This is a genomic window from Aliiglaciecola sp. LCG003 (assembly GCF_030316135.1).
Lineage (GTDB): Bacteria > Pseudomonadota > Gammaproteobacteria > Enterobacterales > Alteromonadaceae > Aliiglaciecola.
This window is the reverse complement of the sequence record NZ_CP128185.1, coordinates 3062152-3078919: the sequence shown is the minus strand read 5'-3', so window position 1 is coordinate 3078919 and position 16768 is coordinate 3062152. Positions and strand designations below refer to the sequence as shown.

Annotated in this window: 15 protein-coding genes; 9 read left to right on the top strand and 6 right to left on the bottom strand. The window is 42.8% G+C overall.

Features of this window, described 5'->3' with window-relative positions:
* Positions 1-7 precede the first annotated feature (7 nt).
* From prfC to lysS, 5 genes are all read left to right on the top strand, one after another.
* On the top strand, positions 8-1585 hold the full coding sequence (gene prfC / locus QR722_RS13375) for a peptide chain release factor 3 (RefSeq protein WP_286283379.1): 1578 nt from the start codon (positions 8-10) through the stop codon (positions 1583-1585).
* Positions 1586-1628: 43 nt separating this feature from the next.
* The gene (gene argS, locus QR722_RS13370; RefSeq protein ID WP_286283378.1) at positions 1629-3365 is read left to right on the top strand and encodes an arginine--tRNA ligase; all 1737 of its coding nucleotides are present in this window, start codon (positions 1629-1631) and stop codon (positions 3363-3365) included.
* Positions 3366-3419: 54 nt separating this feature from the next.
* Complete coding sequence (locus tag QR722_RS13365; RefSeq protein ID WP_286283377.1) at positions 3420-3992, top strand: NADPH-dependent FMN reductase; 573 nt, start codon at positions 3420-3422, stop codon at positions 3990-3992.
* Positions 3993-4114: 122 nt separating this feature from the next.
* Positions 4115-5213, top strand: a protein-coding gene (gene prfB, locus QR722_RS13360) for a peptide chain release factor 2 (RefSeq protein WP_286283376.1) whose coding sequence is annotated in 2 segments (ribosomal slippage) — positions 4115-4189 and positions 4191-5213 — 1098 coding nt in all. Because the reading frame shifts where the segments join, the coding sequence is not laid out codon by codon here.
* A gap of 32 nt (positions 5214-5245) precedes the next feature.
* Positions 5246-6790: a lysine--tRNA ligase gene (lysS, locus tag QR722_RS13355; RefSeq protein WP_286283375.1), complete on the top strand. Its 1545-nt coding sequence runs from the start codon at positions 5246-5248 to the stop codon at positions 6788-6790.
* Between the two features lie 56 nt (positions 6791-6846).
* Here lysS and QR722_RS13350 read toward each other — a convergent pair whose 3' ends face one another.
* Genes QR722_RS13350 through QR722_RS13335 form a run of 4 tightly spaced genes read right to left on the bottom strand, consistent with a single transcriptional unit; the run spans position 6847 to position 9358 of the window.
* Positions 6847-7725 (bottom strand): ketopantoate reductase family protein, encoded by an 879-nt coding sequence (locus QR722_RS13350; RefSeq protein ID WP_286283374.1) that lies wholly within the window; start codon positions 7723-7725, stop codon positions 6847-6849.
* Positions 7722-8090, bottom strand: coding sequence for a VanZ family protein (locus tag QR722_RS13345; RefSeq protein ID WP_286283373.1), 369 nt, complete (start codon positions 8088-8090; stop codon positions 7722-7724). The genes QR722_RS13350 and QR722_RS13345 overlap by 4 nt, the downstream gene beginning before the upstream one ends.
* Entirely contained in the window at positions 8087-8782 is a 696-nt protein-coding gene (locus QR722_RS13340; protein ID WP_286283372.1) for a TIGR01621 family pseudouridine synthase, read from the bottom strand. Before QR722_RS13340 ends, QR722_RS13345 begins: the two co-directional genes overlap by 4 nt.
* A gap of 30 nt (positions 8783-8812) precedes the next feature.
* A complete protein-coding gene (locus QR722_RS13335; RefSeq protein ID WP_286283371.1) occupies positions 8813-9358 on the bottom strand; it encodes an Hpt domain-containing protein in 546 nt (181 codons plus the stop codon).
* A gap of 122 nt (positions 9359-9480) precedes the next feature.
* Here QR722_RS13335 and QR722_RS13330 point away from each other — a divergent pair, with 122 nt between their 5' ends.
* The 3 genes from QR722_RS13330 (at position 9481) to QR722_RS13320 (ending at position 14898) form a co-directional block, all read left to right on the top strand.
* The gene (locus QR722_RS13330; protein ID WP_502872435.1) at positions 9481-12351 is read left to right on the top strand and encodes a M16 family metallopeptidase; all 2871 of its coding nucleotides are present in this window, start codon (positions 9481-9483) and stop codon (positions 12349-12351) included.
* A gap of 208 nt (positions 12352-12559) precedes the next feature.
* Positions 12560-14152 (top strand): glutamate--cysteine ligase, encoded by a 1593-nt coding sequence (gene gshA / locus QR722_RS13325; protein ID WP_286283370.1) that lies wholly within the window; start codon positions 12560-12562, stop codon positions 14150-14152.
* Positions 14153-14253: 101 nt separating this feature from the next.
* Complete coding sequence (locus QR722_RS13320) at positions 14254-14898, top strand: transglycosylase SLT domain-containing protein (RefSeq protein WP_502872472.1); 645 nt, start codon at positions 14254-14256, stop codon at positions 14896-14898.
* 40 nt (positions 14899-14938) lie between these two features.
* Here the strand turns inward: QR722_RS13320 and QR722_RS13315 are convergent, their stop codons facing one another.
* Positions 14939-15718 (bottom strand): Rossmann-fold NAD(P)-binding domain-containing protein, encoded by a 780-nt coding sequence (locus QR722_RS13315; RefSeq protein ID WP_286283368.1) that lies wholly within the window; start codon positions 15716-15718, stop codon positions 14939-14941.
* Between the two features lie 217 nt (positions 15719-15935).
* On the opposite strand from QR722_RS13315, the gene QR722_RS13310 reads away from it, so the two are divergent.
* Positions 15936-16058: a DUF3149 domain-containing protein gene (locus QR722_RS13310; protein WP_286283366.1), complete on the top strand. Its 123-nt coding sequence runs from the start codon at positions 15936-15938 to the stop codon at positions 16056-16058.
* A 96-nt stretch (positions 16059-16154) separates the two neighbouring features.
* Here QR722_RS13310 and smrB read toward each other — a convergent pair whose 3' ends face one another.
* Positions 16155-16724: an endonuclease SmrB gene (smrB, locus tag QR722_RS13305; protein ID WP_286283364.1), complete on the bottom strand. Its 570-nt coding sequence runs from the start codon at positions 16722-16724 to the stop codon at positions 16155-16157.
* Between the last annotated feature and the right edge of the window lie 44 nt (positions 16725-16768).

Sequence of the window (16768 nt, the reverse complement as noted above, 5' to 3'; positions counted from 1 at the left end):
AGAACTCATGTCATTCCAGCAAGAAGTTGATAAACGCCGCACCTTTGCGATTATTTCTCACCCCGATGCGGGTAAAACCACCATTACTGAAAAAGTATTGTTATTCGGTAATGCGCTGCAAAAAGCAGGTACAGTGAAAGGCAAAAAATCGGGGCAACATGCCAAATCTGATTGGATGGAAATGGAGAAAGAAAGAGGGATATCTGTCACCACATCAGTTATGCAATTTCCTTATCGTGATCATTTAGTCAACTTGCTTGATACCCCTGGACACGAAGACTTCTCCGAAGATACCTATCGCACCTTGACAGCGGTTGACTCATGCTTGATGGTTATTGATGCAGCTAAAGGTGTTGAAGCTAGAACCATTAAACTTATGGAAGTGACTCGCTTACGAGACACACCCATTATCACATTTATCAATAAACTTGATCGAGATACGCGGGATCCAATTGACTTACTGGATGAAGTTGAAGACGTTTTAAATATCAAGTGCGCGCCTATTACTTGGCCAATTGGTATGGGAAAGGAATTCAAAGGGGTTTATCATCTACTCCGTGATGAAACCATGCTGTATAAGTCTGGCTTGGGACACACCATTCAAGAAGAACGCATCATTAAAGGGCTCGATAATCCGGAACTAGATATAGCCATAGGTAGCTATGCCGATGAGTTACGTGAAATGCTTGAGCTGGTAAAAGGTGCGTCACATGAATTTGATTTGCAATCGTTTCTAAGTGGTGAATTGACACCAGTATTTTTTGGTACCGCACTGGGCAACTTTGGTGTCGACCACATGTTGGATGGCTTAGTAAAGTGGGCACCAAAACCTCAGGGCCGTGAAACGGACCAAGGTAAAGTGAAAGCCGATGAAAACAAATTCAGTGGTTTTGTGTTTAAAATTCAGGCTAACATGGACCCTAAACATCGGGATCGTATTGCATTTTGCCGTATCGTTTCGGGTAAGTACGAGAAGGGCATGAAAATGCATCAGACTCGAATCGGTAAAGATGTCCGTATCTCTGATGCTTTAACTTTTCTGGCCGGGGATCGTTCCTTGCTCGAAGAAGCTTACGCTGGCGATATCATAGGTCTGCACAACCATGGTTCCATCCAAATCGGTGATACATTTACCTGGGGTGAAAAGTTTCGTTTTGCAGGTATTCCTAACTTCGCTCCTGAATTATTCAAACGGATTCGACTAAAAGATCCGCTTAAGCAAAAACAATTGCAAAAAGGCCTGATCCAATTGTCTGAAGAAGGTGCGGTTCAAGTATTTAGACCGCTGACCAACAATGACTTAATTGTGGGTGCGGTTGGTGTATTGCAGTTTGATGTAGTGGTCGCTCGCTTAAAAGCAGAATACAACGTAGATGCCATTTATGAGCACGTGAATGTCAGTACAGCGCGTTGGATATATGCCAAAGATCACAAAAAACTAGATGAATTCAGACGCAAAGCAGAAGTAAACCTTGCTTTGGATGGGGGCGACAATCTAGCTTATATCGCCCCGACTATGGTAAACCTCAACCTGTCGGTTGAGCGTTATCCTGACATTGAATTCCACAAGACCCGTGAACACTAAGCATTATTAACACTAAAACCAAACAGACAAATTAAGTAGCACTATGAATTTACAGACCCTTTTGCTCGACCGTTTTAAAGCTGCCCTAGTTGTGATTGGCGCGCCTGCTGATGCACCAACACCGTTAGGACGAAGTACACGTCCAGAGTTTGGTGAGTATCAATTTAATGGTGCTATGGCTTTGGCTAAATTACTCAAGCAGAAACCCAGAGATATCGCTGAAAAGCTAGTTACAGCGGTAGAAATGGACGACATAGCACAAAAATTAGACATTGCTGGGCCAGGTTTTATCAATATTCACCTTAAACCTGAGTGGATGGCACAACAGCTTAAAACGGCTAAACAAGATGTGCGTCTGGGAATTGCAAAACAAGCAACGCAAACCATAGTGGTTGACTATTCTTCCCCCAATCTTGCTAAAGAAATGCACGTGGGGCATTTGCGAAGTACTATCATCGGGGATGCGGTTGTAAAAGCATTGGAATTTTTGGGGCACAAAGTCATTCGCCAAAACCATATGGGTGACTGGGGTACACAATTTGGCATGCTGTTAGCGCATTTGAGCGACCAACTAGCGTCCAATCAAGTTGCCGAAACGGCCTTGTCTGATTTAGAAGATTTCTATCGAGAAGCCAAAGTTCGCTTCGATAACGAAGATGGGTTTGCCGACCGCGCCCGCGATTACGTGGTGAAACTGCAAAGCGGTGACCCACAATGTTTAACCCTTTGGCAAGAGTTCATTGACGTTTCGATTAAACACAGCGAAGAAGTGTATAAAAAACTCAATGTATCACTCACCCGTGCAGATATCATGGGGGAAAGCGCTTACAACTCTGAGCTTCAATCTACCGTCAACAGCCTCAAAGAGCAGGGCATTGCGGTGGAAGATCAAGGTGCTGTAGTCGTCTTCATTGAAGAATTGGCTGATAAAGAAGGTAATCCGGCAGTTTATATTGTACAAAAATCCGGTGGCGGCTTTTTGTATTCGAGTACCGATCAAGCGGCTATCCTTTATCGTTGTCAAACGCTCGGCGCAGATAGGACCCTTATCTTCACCGATGCTCGTCAGGCGCTGCACTTTAAGCAAACTGAAATTGTCGCCCGTAAAGCCGGTTTTATCAGTGACAGCCAAAGTTATGAACATTGCCCCTTTGGCATGATGTTGGGACAAGACGGCAAACCCTTTAAAACCCGCAGTGGCAGCACTGTTAAGCTCGCAGATTTATTGGTCGAAGCAGTTGAACGTGCTGAAGTATTGATAAACAAAAGAGAATCAGATTTATCGGCTGAAGAGCGCAAAATAATCGCTGAAAAAGTTGGGATTAGTGCAGTCAAATATGCTGACTTAAGTAAAAATCGCACAACCGATTATATTTTTAATTGGGATACCATGCTCAGTTTTGAAGGTAATACAGCTCCGTATCTTCAGTACGCATACACTCGCGTTCGCAGTATCTTTAGAAATGCTGGCGTTGATCTAGAACAGTTGGACGGCACAATCTTACTCGAAGCAGAGCAAGAAAAGGCTTTAGCAGTAAAATTGTTGCAATTTAGTGAATACCTAGCTCAAGTCACGAATGAAGCCACGCCCCATGTGTTATGTACTTATTTATACGAACTTGCCAGCCATTTCATGACATTCTACGAAGCCTGTCCGATTTTAAAAGAATCTGTCAGTCAAGAGCATAGAATAAGCCGGATGATGCTTGCCGCCATGACGGCTAAAACCCTTAAAACCGGTTTGGATATTCTAGGCATAGACACCATGGAAAGAATGTAGCAGCCTATTTGGCCACAATATTATTAAGCTGATTAAATATATGAGAGACCGACTATGATCAAAATACTCGCTTTTGCTGGCAGTGGCCGCAAAGATTCTGTTAATAAGAAAGTTGTAGCAGTGGCTGCCAAAGGAGCAGAAGAAGCTGGTGCTCAAGTGACCATCGTGGATCTTGAATCATTTAATATGCCAATGTTCGATGAAGATCTCGAGGCCAAAAACGGTATGCACGAAGGTGCTCAACAATTCAAGCAATTGCTAATTGACAGTGATGGCATATTAATTTCTAGTCCTGAATATAACAGCTCCTACAGTGCGCTTTTCAAAAACGCCATTGACTGGGCATCCCGTAAAATTGAAGGTGAAAAACCCCTCGAAGCATACAAAGGCAAAGTGGCCGGTATTATGGCTGCCTCTCCTGGGGCGATGGGCGGAATGCGTGTGCTAGTGACACTGCGTATGTTGATGGAAAACTTGGGCACCATGGTGTTACCCAATCAAAAGGCCGTAGGTGGAGCTTTTACTAAATTCGACGGAAATGGCAATATCACTGATCCTGCAACGGAAAAAGCCCTTAAAAAAATAGGTAGCGAATTAGTCGAAACCTTACAAAAATTGAAAGCTTAGCTCAGCGTATTTATCGTAAGCAGTGGTATATCTTATGCCACTGCTTTGCTGCACTGGCACTGTCCAAATGCTAAGAAATCCGGTAGAATCCCGTCCCTAATTTAAATACAGATTGAATATTTATGTTTGAAATCAATCCTATACAAAACATGTTGGCAGATGTAAGAAAGCGCAACGACTTGCTTCGGGGGTATCTTTGACTTCGATCACAAGAAAGAGCGCTTGGAAGAAGTCTGTCGTGAGCTAGAAAGTCCTGATGTGTGGAATGAGCCAGAACGTGCTCAAGCTCTAGGCAAAGAAAAAGTTGCTTTGGAAAATGTGGTTGAGACCATCGAACAGCTAGACCAGGGCACGGAAGATGTCGAAGGCTTGCTGGAATTGGCAGTAGAAGCGGAAGACGAAGATACCTTCAATGAGGCTCAAGCTGAACTTGATCAATTGGTTGAGAAGTTAGAGGTGTTAGAATTTCGCCGGATGTTTTCCGGTCCGAACGATAGCAACGATGGATATATCGATATCCAGTCCGGATCAGGTGGCACAGAGGCTCAAGATTGGGCCAATATGTTGCTGCGCATGTATCTTCGCTGGGGTGAAGCCCATGGCTTTAAAACTGAACTCATTGAGGTGTCAGACGGTGATGTGGCAGGTATTAAAAGTGCGACCATTCGTTTTGGTGGTGAATACGCTTTCGGTTGGCTCAGAACTGAAACTGGCGTACATCGATTAGTCAGAAAGTCTCCTTTTGATTCGGGCAGTCGTCGACATACTTCTTTCGCTTCAGTGTTCGTTTATCCGGAAATCAACGATGACATCGAAATCGAATTAAACCCATCAGATTTACGTATCGATACCTATCGTGCTTCCGGTGCGGGTGGGCAACATGTAAACCGTACCGACTCTGCGGTGCGCATAACCCATTTACCCACTAATATTGTTGTGCAGTGTCAAAATGACCGCTCACAACATAAAAATAAAGACCAAGCCATGAAGCAGCTAAAAGCCAAGCTTTATGAGTTTGAGATGCAAAAACAAAATGAAGAGAAACAAGCCATGGAAGACAGTAAATCTGATATCGGCTGGGGCAGTCAAATCCGTTCCTATGTATTAGATGATTCTCGGATTAAAGATTTACGCACCGGGGTTGAAACTCGCAATACTCAAGCTGTATTGGACGGTGATTTAGATAAATTCATTCAGGCAAGTCTTAAATCAGGCCTGTAATTGAACCTAATGATAATAATTCAGGAAAGTCTATGACTGACATTCAACAAGATGAAAATAAATTAATCGCTGAGCGACGTGGCAAGTTGGAGCAGATTCGTAGTCAATGCGATTCCAATGGTTTTCCGAATAGTTTCCGTCGCGAGTTCTACAGTCAAAATTTGCAAGATGAGTTCGGCGAATTGGGCAAAGAAGAATTAGAAACCTTGGGGAAGGTGGTCAGTATTGCGGGGCGTATTTTAGCCAAGCGTGGTCCGTTTTTATTACTACAGGATATGACTGGACGGATCCAATCTTACGCATCTAAAGATGCCCAAAAAGATATTAAAGCCCGCTATGGAAGTTTGGATATCGGCGACATCGTTGGCGTTAAAGGTACATTGCACAAGTCTGGTAAAGGTGACCTGTATGTCAACATGGACGAATATCAACTTTTAACCAAGTCCTTGCGTCCATTGCCAGAGAAATTTCACGGTTTAGCCGATCAAGAAACTAAGTATCGCCAGCGTTATGTTGATTTGATTACCAATCAGCAAACCCGTGACACCTTTATGATCCGCAGTAAAATTGTCAATGGTATTCGTGCCTATTTGACCGAGCGTCAGTTTATGGAAGTGGAAACACCGATGTTGCAGGTTATTCCTGGTGGCGCTACTGCTCGCCCATTTGTGACCCATCATAATGCATTAGACATCGACATGTATTTACGTATTGCGCCTGAGTTGTACCTGAAACGTCTTGTTGTGGGTGGTTTTGAACGTGTGTTTGAAATCAATCGTAACTTCCGTAACGAAGGCTTATCGACTCGGCATAATCCAGAATTTACCATGATTGAATTCTATCAAGCTTATGCAGATTACAATGACTTGATGAATTTAACCGAAGACATGTTGCGCACCCTAGCTAAAGATGTACTTGGAACTACTACCCTCACCAGCACCGAAAAAGATGCTGAAGGGAATGTGGTTAGTCAGGTGGAGTATGATTTTGGCCAACCGTTCGAACGTTTGAGTATGAACGACGCCATTATCAAGTATTGGCCTGAAGCTAACGTGGCAGCCATTCAGGATCCCGAAAATCATCTTGATGCACTCAAAGCGATGGCTAAACAACTGCATATTAAAGAGCCTGCGGTTGATGGTATTTGGGGCGCTGGTAAGTATTTATGTGAGATTTTTGAAGCGACAGCGGAAGAAAAGCTCATCCAACCTACGTTCATTACGGCTTATCCGTGGGAAGTCTCGCCGTTGGCACGTCGCAACGATAAAAACCATTTTGTTACCGACCGCTTTGAGTTTTTTGTGGGGGGCCGTGAACTGGCCAATGGTTTCTCTGAGTTAAATGACCCTGAAGACCAAGCTGCGCGCTTCAAAAAGCAAGTTGAAGAAAAAGACGCTGGCGATGATGAAGCCATGCATTTTGATGAAGACTATATTCGGGCACTTGAATATGGTTTACCGCCGACTGCAGGTGAGGGGATCGGTATCGATCGTTTAGTCATGTTATTTACCGATAGCCCGACTATAAAAGACGTGATTTTATTCCCGCATATGAAACCTGAAGTTAGCGGTGAGTAATTACACGGCGTAAGCTTAGGCATGCTGTCTGAACTGATGTTACATTGAAACGGAGGCTAATTAGCCTCCATTTTTTTTACCTGCTGCAACAAAGTTTGATTGTAGGGTACAGGGATATCTAACCTCCTAGCTTGTTGCACAACATAGCCATTGATAAAATCAATTTCGCTTGGCCGTTTATGCAATAAATCTTGATGCATCGATGAGTAATTCTGCGCGGTGTGTTGGATTACCTGATAGCAGTGTTGTAATCGCTGTTGATGATTTGCCGTTAAACCAAGTGCCTGCATAACCTGAACTACTTCGTGAACAATACCTTCAATATGCTGAGTGTATTGTGGCTCGGCAAGTTGCCCATTGCGGATATTATTTAAGGTTGTTAGCGGGTTGATGACAGCGTTAATTAGCAGCTTGTTCCATAATACTTGCTGAATATCGGTATGCCAGGAACAAGGCGGCAACAGTTTTTCAAACTGTGTTTGAAAGTGAGGGTTATTAGCTGAATCACGCACCCAGCCCGCTTGGGTCTGACCCTTTCCTGTAACCATTAAGGCTCCCTGATCAGGCTTAAACGCAGCGTAACTGGTTGTCGCTATCATAATTGGATTTTCTGGCAGTAACTCTAAAACATACTCGTAGGTGCCTAAACCGTTGTGCAACAGTATCACAGGTATTTTGGTTGCTAGCCGGCCCTTTAATTGCTCAATCGCGGGTAGTATTTGATAGGCTTTGAGCGGAAGTATGACTATTCCCGAATTGATCATTTCGCTGGCTTGTAGGTAGTCAGGTTGTAGAGTGTGTCGTTGTTGATTTTCTTGACAATGAATTTGAATCGGCTGTGCGCTGCGGGTGACCATCTGATAAGTACAATGCTGTCGCTCACAGGCTAGGGCGATTAAGTTTCCAATCGCGCCATTACCGACAATACTAATCATCGCTTAAACCGCCAGTACAGCTTAGTTACGAGGGACCAGCCGCCGAGTAATGCACAGGCCAAGGTAATGCCTGTCAGGTCGGCGTAGAAGTCATCCAAACTGCCGCTTCGATAGGGAATAAAATGTTGCGCTACTTCACTTAATACCGCAAATAATGTGAGCCCAATAACCAACATCCAAAGCGGGCATTTGAGAACCGGTTTCGCTACCAAGGTGATAAGGACAAATAGCAGCGCATGCAATAATTTGTCTGAACGAGTATCGACGGGAATATATTCAACGGGAACAAACATTAATAATAAAAAAATGCCAAATACCAAGGCCGCCAACCAATACATTAGCCTGCGGTGGTTAACCAGGTTCATTGGCGAGCCGTGGCGATTTTTAACTTTGGCCAATCTAACAACCAAGGAGACAAAAATTTGTCTGCTATGTTTGAAATGCAGTTTGGTTGAAAAAACTCCCCAGTTTCAGGCATGCAGGTCACACGCAGTAACGTCCCATTGTCTTCAAACTCCAATGCATAAGCGTGCAGATAGGCACGGTCGGAAAAGGTACCCGAATAATGGGTATCGCCCAAAATAGGGCTGCCGAGGCTCTTCATCATCACTCTGATTTGATGGGTTTTGCCGGTATAAGGTTTGATGACAAATAAACGCAAACCGTCAGTCAAACCGCAATTAAAAAATTGGCTGGTGGCGGGATTGTGTTGGCTGTGTTGAAGCGCCCATTTGCCATCCCGAACTTTGTGCATATCTCCGGTGACAGTGCCTTGGCTTTTTTTTGGCTTTTTATTACTCACCGCCAAATAATATTTTTGAATCTCGCGCTTTGCAAATAACTGGCTGAGCCTTGAAGCGGCTGCTTCAGTGGTCGCGAGGATTAACAACCCAGAAGTGACTTTGTCCAGCCGGTGCACCAGCCATAGTCGCTCTAGATTGAGCTGGCTTTGCATTAGGGTGAGTACACCTTCAGTTTCAGCTTCCCTTTGTACAGGAATGCCTGCTGGCTTATTGATGATGACGAAGTCATCCGCTTGATAAGCAATTGAAATCAAGTAATGTTAATCCTAACTGAACTAATTATATTAAGCGGATTCTAACAGCTGCAGTGCTAATGGATAATCTAAATCGCCCACTGCTTCTGTTATTTGTTGCTTGGCTTGTGCAGACAAGTTTGACCCGTCTAACAGTTGCTTAAGTTGCTCTGGTGGTACAAATTCATTTTTGTTTAAAATGTTGATGAGTTGTTGTATCCCTGAGTCATCACTTGGCGTTTGCGGTTTTTCATGTTCATCTTCTAGTTCAGCTATTTGGATTAGAGTTTGCTGTAAAATAGCAGAAAACTCTGCAAATTCAGCACTAAAGTCTGAGCCACTGTTCACTTGAGATTCCAGTGGTTTGGCAGCAGAATGTAAAGCATTTAACCCCAAATTACCGGCTACACCTTTAACTGTATGAATGGTGTGTTTATATGCTTCGAGGTCTTGTTGTTGCTGAAATTCACTGAGTTTATCTAGCAGTTCGGTATACTCGATTTTAAATTTGCCCAACAATTTAATTAGAAGTGCACGATTACCACTGAGTTGTGACAGTCCAAAGTTTAAGTCGATGATCTCATTCTGTTGGTTCATTTATATCTCTTTACATACAAATTTTGACAATATATTACTTTATTCTAATCGTCAGGGTAGACTAAATAAACCAAATGACATTAAAAACGCGGATTTCTTTGCGATCAATATAAGGCAATTAAGTGAATAGACTAACTTTACTCCTCGGAGCCTTGAGTTTTTCCCTACTCGGATGTAGCTCCGGAAAGCTTGCGCAGCATGATCAAGCCATACAAACTTTGCCAGAAGGTATTAGCTTGATTGAGCAACATCTGGGTGGGGAACAAGACCTAGTAACTATCCCATATAGTAAGTATCAATTGGCTAATGGGCTGACTGTGGTGTTACACCAAGATAAATCAGACCCGTTAGTGCATGTGGATGTGACATATCATGTTGGCTCAGCGCGAGAACAAGTCGGCAAATCAGGTTTTGCCCATTTTTTCGAACATATGATGTTTCAAGGCTCCAAAAATGTCGCCGATGATGAGCATTTTAAAATCATCACAGAAGTTGGTGGTGATATGAATGGCACTACTAACAGCGATCGCACCAACTATTATCAAACGGTGCCGGCTAATCAATTAGAAAAAGTGCTCTGGTTAGAAGCTGATCGAATGGGCTTTTTGCTCGATGCCGTTACGCAAGAGAAATTTGAAATACAACGGGAAACGGTTAAAAACGAGCGTGGTCAAAGTTATGATAATCAACCTTATGGATTGCGAACTGAGCGCAACAGCGAAGCTCTCTATCCTATTGGCCATCCTTATTCGTGGTCAACAATTGGCTATGTTGAAGACTTGGACCGAGTAAATGTAAATGATCTGAAGGCCTTTTTTCAGCGTTGGTATGGTCCAAATAACGCTGTACTTACCATAGGCGGGGATATCGACCAGATAAAAACCTTGCAGTGGATAAATAAGTATTTCTCTACTATCCCGTCTGGCCCGGAAGTCAAAGACGCCCTAAAGCAGCCAGTCATCCTTAATCAAGATCGTTATTTAACTCTTGAAGATGAAGTTTATTTACCCTTGTTACAATTAACATTTCCTACCGTATATGTGCGCCACCAAGACGAAGCTCCTTTGGATGTATTGGCCGATATTTTAGGCGGGGGCAAAACCTCATTATTCTATAAAAATTTAGTCAAAGACAATATCGCCGTGCAAGCGGTGGTCTCTCACCCCTGTCGTGAACTTGCTTGCGAATTTCAATTGATAGCCTTACCCAACCCCGGCAAAACCACTCAACTGGCTGATATTCAGCGTCGAATCGAAGATACCTTAATCGAGTTTGAGCAACGTGGGGTTAATACCGATGATTTAGCAAGGACTAAAGCATCAATTCAATCTTCGACCATCTTCGGTTTACAAAGTGTGTCAGGCAAGGTTTCTATCTTGGCCTCAAATCAGACCTTTGATGACCAACCGGATATGGTTCAATATGATTTGAACCGTTACAACAACGTTAGTGCAGCAGATGTCATGCGAGTTTATCGAACTTATATAAAAGATAAGAGCAAAGTTGTGTTGAGTATCGTCCCCAAAGGCAGTGTGGGCCTAGCTGCTAAGCCTCAGAACTTTGAATTACCTGAGCGTACGCTTACCTCTGAGTCTGATAATTCGTCCGTGTCAGTCGTGGCTAAAACGATACAAGATAGCTTTGATCGTTCAATCCAGCCCTCTGCGGGACCGAATCCAAGTGTCACGGTTCCCCAATATAGCCAAAAGACCTTCGACAATGGGATTAGAATGCTCACTCACCATACATCAGAAACCCCAACGGTTTCATTGTTACTGAGTTTGGAGGGAGGGCCCTTATTAGACCCAATTGAAAAAGCAGGTTTAGCCTCTTTTACTGCCAGCATGATGAATGAGACTACTAGTGCTATGTCGAACGAAGTAATGGCTAATCAGTTGGCCTTGCTGGGGAGCCGAATTTCATTTAGTGCTAATGGACGATTCACTCAGATTCAGGTCAATAGTCTGACCCAAAATCTGACTAAAACCTTAGCATTATTAAAAGTGAAATTATTTTCACCCGCATTTAAGCTAGAGGATTTTCAACGAATTAAGCAAAACTTAGCTCAACAATTACAGCAACAATTGAAAAATCCGAGTATATCTGCGGCTAAAGCTACAGATTTACTAATGTATGGAGCAGAAAATCGTATTAGCCTGCCGGATTCTGGCACCCTCACCACCTTGCAAAATATTCAATTGGACGATGTTAAAGAGTTTTACCGTCGCTATTATTCGCCAGCGAAAGCAAATTTGGTGGTAGTGGGTGATATTGATGAGCAAAAGATTGCTAAGCGGATCCCGTTTCTGACCGAATGGCAAAACGGCGATTATGACATTCCCCAATACAGTGCTTTTCCCGAGTATGAGCACAGTAGTATTTATCTGATTGATAAACCTGACGCCGCGCAGACCGTGGTACAGATTTTAAAAAGAGGGCTACCTTATGACGCTACTGGGACGCACTTTAAAAGTAAGCTAATGAACTTCCCCTTGGGGGGCATGTTTAATAGTCGGATAAATTTGAACCTGCGCGAGGACAAGGGGTATACCTATGGCGCGTCAAGTCGCTTTGTTGGTGGTAAGACCCTAGGTCGATTCCAAGCGGGAGCGGATTTAAAAAAAGAAAACAGCGCCGATGGGATTCGTGAAATATTGCAAGAAATTGCCACCTTTAAACAACAGGGTATGACAATTGACGAGTTACAATTAATGAAGAGTGCTTATACTCAGGCTGAGGCGTTAAGTTACGAAACCCCCTTTAATAAAGCGACTTTCTTAAATCACCTGCTAACCTATGATTTAGCAAAGGAATATCGTGACGTTCAGTATGATATTATTGATAAAATCAGCCTTGAGGAATTAAATGACCTTGCGAATGAATTGCTTGATATCAATGAGTTACAAATTGTAGTAGTGGGAGATGCTGCTGCAATTCGGGCCCAGCTAGCAACCTTAGGGTTGCCAATAGTTGATATGCAAACGCCTCAATAGAGGCGTCGAAACGTATTTACTTTAAGGTAGCAACAGACTAGTAATCTCGGAAGATTTCACTTAGTTTGTCGGTCTCATAAAAATTACGCAAAGGTGCGCAGTAGCATTCACTACGGTGTTGGCAGGGGGTAAATCCAAGTCTATCTGTGGTTGAAAATATTGAAATGCTCCCCACCTTATGATTTTGGCTTTACTCTAGGAATAAATTTTGACGTCAAACACATCGTCTTTTGCCAAAAGACTGGCCGTTTTTAAACGACCTCAGGTTTTGAAAACCTTACCTCAAATTAAACATGGCGTTGAACGTGAAACTCTCAGAATTAACCCCAAGGGTACTCTGTCACAAACACCCCATCCCACAAAATTAGGGGCCGCACTTACCCATGATTATATCACTACCGACTTTTCTGAATCTCTGCTGGAATTCATAACACCACCGGAAAGTGATATCAAGGTGACACTAAATCAACTGGGTGATGTACATAAATTTGTGATGGAAAATATTGGAAATGAGCGTTTGTGGCCGATGAGCATGCCATGCTTTATTGACGGTGAAGAGGATATTCCTATCGCACAATACGGCAGCTCAAACGCAGGCAAAATGAAAACCTTGTATCGAGTCGGCCTGAAAAACCGTTACGGAAGCATGATGCAGGCGATTGCTGGCGTACATTTTAACTTTTCATTTGGCGATGGGTTCTGGCAAGTGTGGTTGCAAGAAATGGAACAGCAAAATGCCGATAAAGACTCCATATCGGCAGCTTATTTTGCGATGATAAGAAATTACCGGCGCTTTTGTTGGCTTATTCCGTTTTTGTTTGGCTCTTCTCCGGCGATTTGTGGCTCGTTTATTCGTGGCAAGAAAACCAATTTACCTTTCAAATTATTGGGTAAAGGTACTCATTACTTACCCTATGCTACCTCATTACGGATGAGTGATTTAGGCTATACCAATTCGGAACAATCTGGTTTGGCTATTTGTTACAACCATGTAGACAGCTATATTAATTCTCTACGTAAAGCCATTAATACGCCATCGGAAAAGTATCAAAAATTTGCCGAAAAGAGCAACGGAGCGTACCGTCAGTTAAATGCTAATGTGCTGCAGATTGAAAATGAATTATATTCACCAATTCGCCCTAAACAGCCCACTCAACCTTTGGAAAAGCCCACAGATGCGTTAGCTAAACGTGGGGTGAGTTACATTGAAGTGCGGGCGCTTGATGTGAATCCATTTAGTCCTGTAGGCATTACTGAAGAGCAGTTTTATTTTCTCGATGTGTTTTTGGCCTACTGTCTGGTGGCACCGAGTGAAATGATGGATGAAAATCAATATGCCGAAACTGAGCGCAACTTAAAAGCGGTGGTGGTAAATGGACGAGACCCCGAGCTAAGGCTACATAATCATAATGAAGCCGTGTCGCTACCTCAGTGGTCAGAACAGCTGTTTGATGAGATGCGTGAAGTGGCCGCCTGCTTGGATCAAGCAAATAACTGTCAATATTATTCTGCAGCACTGGAACAGCAATGGCAGAAGATATGCGATCCTTCACTTACCCCTTCGGCCAAGATTCTTGATATTCTGTTGCAGAAAAACTTTGATAATGGCGCATTGGGGGTAGAGTTGGCAGAGCAGTATCGCAGCCAGTTATTAACCTCCGACTATGCACTGATTAGTCAAGATATGTTTAACCAACAAGCCATTGACTCTCTTGCAGAGCAGCATCGAAGAGAACAACTTGATGATGTTTCATTTGATCAATTTTTGGCAGAATATTTTAGCTCTTCTGTGACCAATTAATTTCCTAGACAGCAAAAAAAATGCCTGACGATATCGTCAGGCATTAAACTACTACCAGGGAAAACACACAATAACTAGAACACACCTTATATGAGTCACTACTGATGGGAAAGTTCACAAAAATCCGAAAAATCTTTAAAACAATTTTCACATCGTTTTTGCTCGCCTTGTTGTTAGGCAGTTGTGCCACTACTCCGCCCAAAAATATTAGTAATATTTGTGAAATTTTTAGACAAAAGTCAGATTGGTATGATGCGGCTTCTGAAATGCATGAAAAATGGGGAGTGCCTATTCATGTTCCTATGGCAATGATGTACCAGGAAAGCTCTTTTAGAGCCGATGCATTACCACCACGAGACTATGTGTTTTTTGGTTTAATTCCCTGGGGCCGGATCAGCAGTGCCTATGGTTACTCTCAAGCGAAGACACCCACTTGGTCGGACTATATCCGTGAAACGGATAACTCAGGGGCGGATAGGGATGACTTCGATGATGCAATTGATTTTATGGGCTGGTTTATCGCTAAAACCTATAAAGTGAATGGCATATCTAAATGGGATGCCTATGCCCAATATCTCAATTATCATGAAGGCTGGGGCGGGTTTCGACGCAAATCTTATAATAAAAAAGCTTGGCTAGTACGGGTAGCTAAAAAAGTTAATGCTCGTTCTCTTCGCTATGCAGGGCAGCTAAAATCCTGCCAAGCAGAATTAGAGCGAAGTTGGTTTTGGAAGTTGTTTGACTAGTCTGCTGCACCTACCAACTAGTGGGTTTTATAAGACATAATCAGTCGTCATGATATGCCGCAACACTAACAGATTTTAAGCCTAAATCTAAAGTGGTGAATAACCTAGAGGTTAATTTGGCACTTTTGGAGTCATTTGCTCGTTGCGAAATCATGTCATCTAAATTGACGTCTGACGGTTGATGTTTGCTGGTGACCTGTAAAGGCAAAAAGCATAAACCAAAATCCTTGCCACAACGCTTACCTGACCACTGTTCGATAATAGAATTGACCTGTTGCTCGCTCTCAGGCGAATGCAGATGGCAATGCAAAAGGATCAAATGATAGTCAGGCTTGGTGGCTAAGCTTGCGCCTAGTTGTTGAAATATGGCTTGTAAGGTTTTAGATAAACCTTGATTGTCGATGTCAGAGATTTGCCCCACACAGACTAAGCTTATTTGAGTCTGCAAAATAGCGTTATGCATATCAGCTGTCGCGACCAATTTGCGTTGTAGGCGAGCTTTTATAACGGCATCTTCCAATTCTTGGTCTTGGATTGGCGAATGATTTTGGTTGATACCATTTACTTTTCGCATGTCCATATCTACGGCTATTACGCGATGGCCATTATTGGCAAATGACACCGACAACAAGGTACCAATTAACCCTAGGCCCACGACACTGATGTCTTCAAAACGAGGTTTGGGGCTTGTATAAGCATTGGAGCGGGTAAATTGATGATGAACATAGGATCGGATGTTAGTCTGTTGATTTTGCATTTTTCCTTCCACTTGCACTTTTCCAGCATGAGTAACCTGTACTGGGTAAATATCAAAATCCATTCCAACATTTAAATTTATTATAAATCAATCGCTTGGAGTGTTAGCTTATGAAATTTTGGGGGATTATGACGCTTTTAGCAGACAGTAAAGGGGTATAAAACAGATTTTTAGCAGTTAAGTGAGTTCAATTGATCTAGATCAGCTTGCCGATTGACAGGATTGTTTAAACTGCAAAGGTAGCAACAACAATCATATTAAATCAAACGAGGACAAGACTATGTTAGAACTACTTTTTAAAGATCCTGTGGTTTGGGGCTCTCTTCTAGGCTTGGCAGTCGTCATTGGTATATGCGTCTATTACATGTATCTATTTATCTACAATACCAATCATGATCTCTAACTAGCTGCTGACCTAGTTTGGGTAACCAATTGATATCAAGTATAAAGTGTAACTCTTTTGGCATTGACGCTGTGAATGCTGACAGCTTATGAATGGCTACTGGCTAGAAATCGGCAACTCAATCAAGACTAACAAAGCGCCGTTACCACCCCATTCCAATGGTGCTTGGTGAAATCCCTCAACTGCTGGGTGTTGGACTAACCAGTTAGGGACAGCTTTTTTAAGCACAAATGAGCCTAATCCGTGTACAATACACACACAATGTAGGTGTTGCTTTTGTGCGGCTACAATCAAGGCTGCTATTTCTAATTTTGCATTCTCTCGATTAAGACCATGTAAATCCAAAATCAAATCAGGCGGGTATTCTCCCCGTCTTAAACGTTTTATCTGAAAACTATCAATCCCTGGCCTTACATACTTAAGTGGGCCGGTGTCTGAAAAATGTGCTTCAAAGCCATCTGAAAAATGAAATGACGCAGCAGCTTGTTTCATTTGCCGATTGGATTGCACCTTTTTCTGCTCAGAAAGTGAATTTCGCTTGCTGGTAGGTCGCGGAGGCGTTATTTTGTCCTGCTTAATAGGCGCGACATCCTTGAAGGCACCTCTGAAAAGAGTCATGTCATCTATTTCTGGCGCATCTGTATCCTGAGCTGAGCTTTTTTTCATATTTGGTTATGATTTATAAATAATCGAACGGGCAATTAAAGTCT

Bases quoted from the DNA above. Each gene is read 5' to 3' on its own strand.
- QR722_RS13345 (WP_286283373.1), bottom strand. From the start codon at position 8,090: ATGAACCTGGTTAACCACCGCAGGCTAATGTATTGGTTGGCGGCCTTG.
- QR722_RS13365 (WP_286283377.1), top strand. From the start codon at position 3,420: ATGATCAAAATACTCGCTTTTGCTGGCAGTGGCCGCAAAGATTCTGTT.
- argS (WP_286283378.1), top strand. From the start codon at position 1,629: ATGAATTTACAGACCCTTTTGCTCGACCGTTTTAAAGCTGCCCTAGTT.
- QR722_RS13350 (WP_286283374.1), bottom strand. From the start codon at position 7,725: ATGATTAGTATTGTCGGTAATGGCGCGATTGGAAACTTAATCGCCCTA.
- QR722_RS13310 (WP_286283366.1), top strand. From the start codon at position 15,936: ATGTTAGAACTACTTTTTAAAGATCCTGTGGTTTGGGGCTCTCTTCTA.
- QR722_RS13335 (WP_286283371.1), bottom strand. From the start codon at position 9,358: ATGAACCAACAGAATGAGATCATCGACTTAAACTTTGGACTGTCACAA.
- smrB (WP_286283364.1), bottom strand. From the start codon at position 16,724: ATGAAAAAAAGCTCAGCTCAGGATACAGATGCGCCAGAAATAGATGAC.
- lysS (WP_286283375.1), top strand. From the start codon at position 5,246: ATGACTGACATTCAACAAGATGAAAATAAATTAATCGCTGAGCGACGT.
- QR722_RS13315 (WP_286283368.1), bottom strand. From the start codon at position 15,718: ATGGATTTTGATATTTACCCAGTACAGGTTACTCATGCTGGAAAAGTG.
- prfC (WP_286283379.1), top strand. From the start codon at position 8: ATGTCATTCCAGCAAGAAGTTGATAAACGCCGCACCTTTGCGATTATT.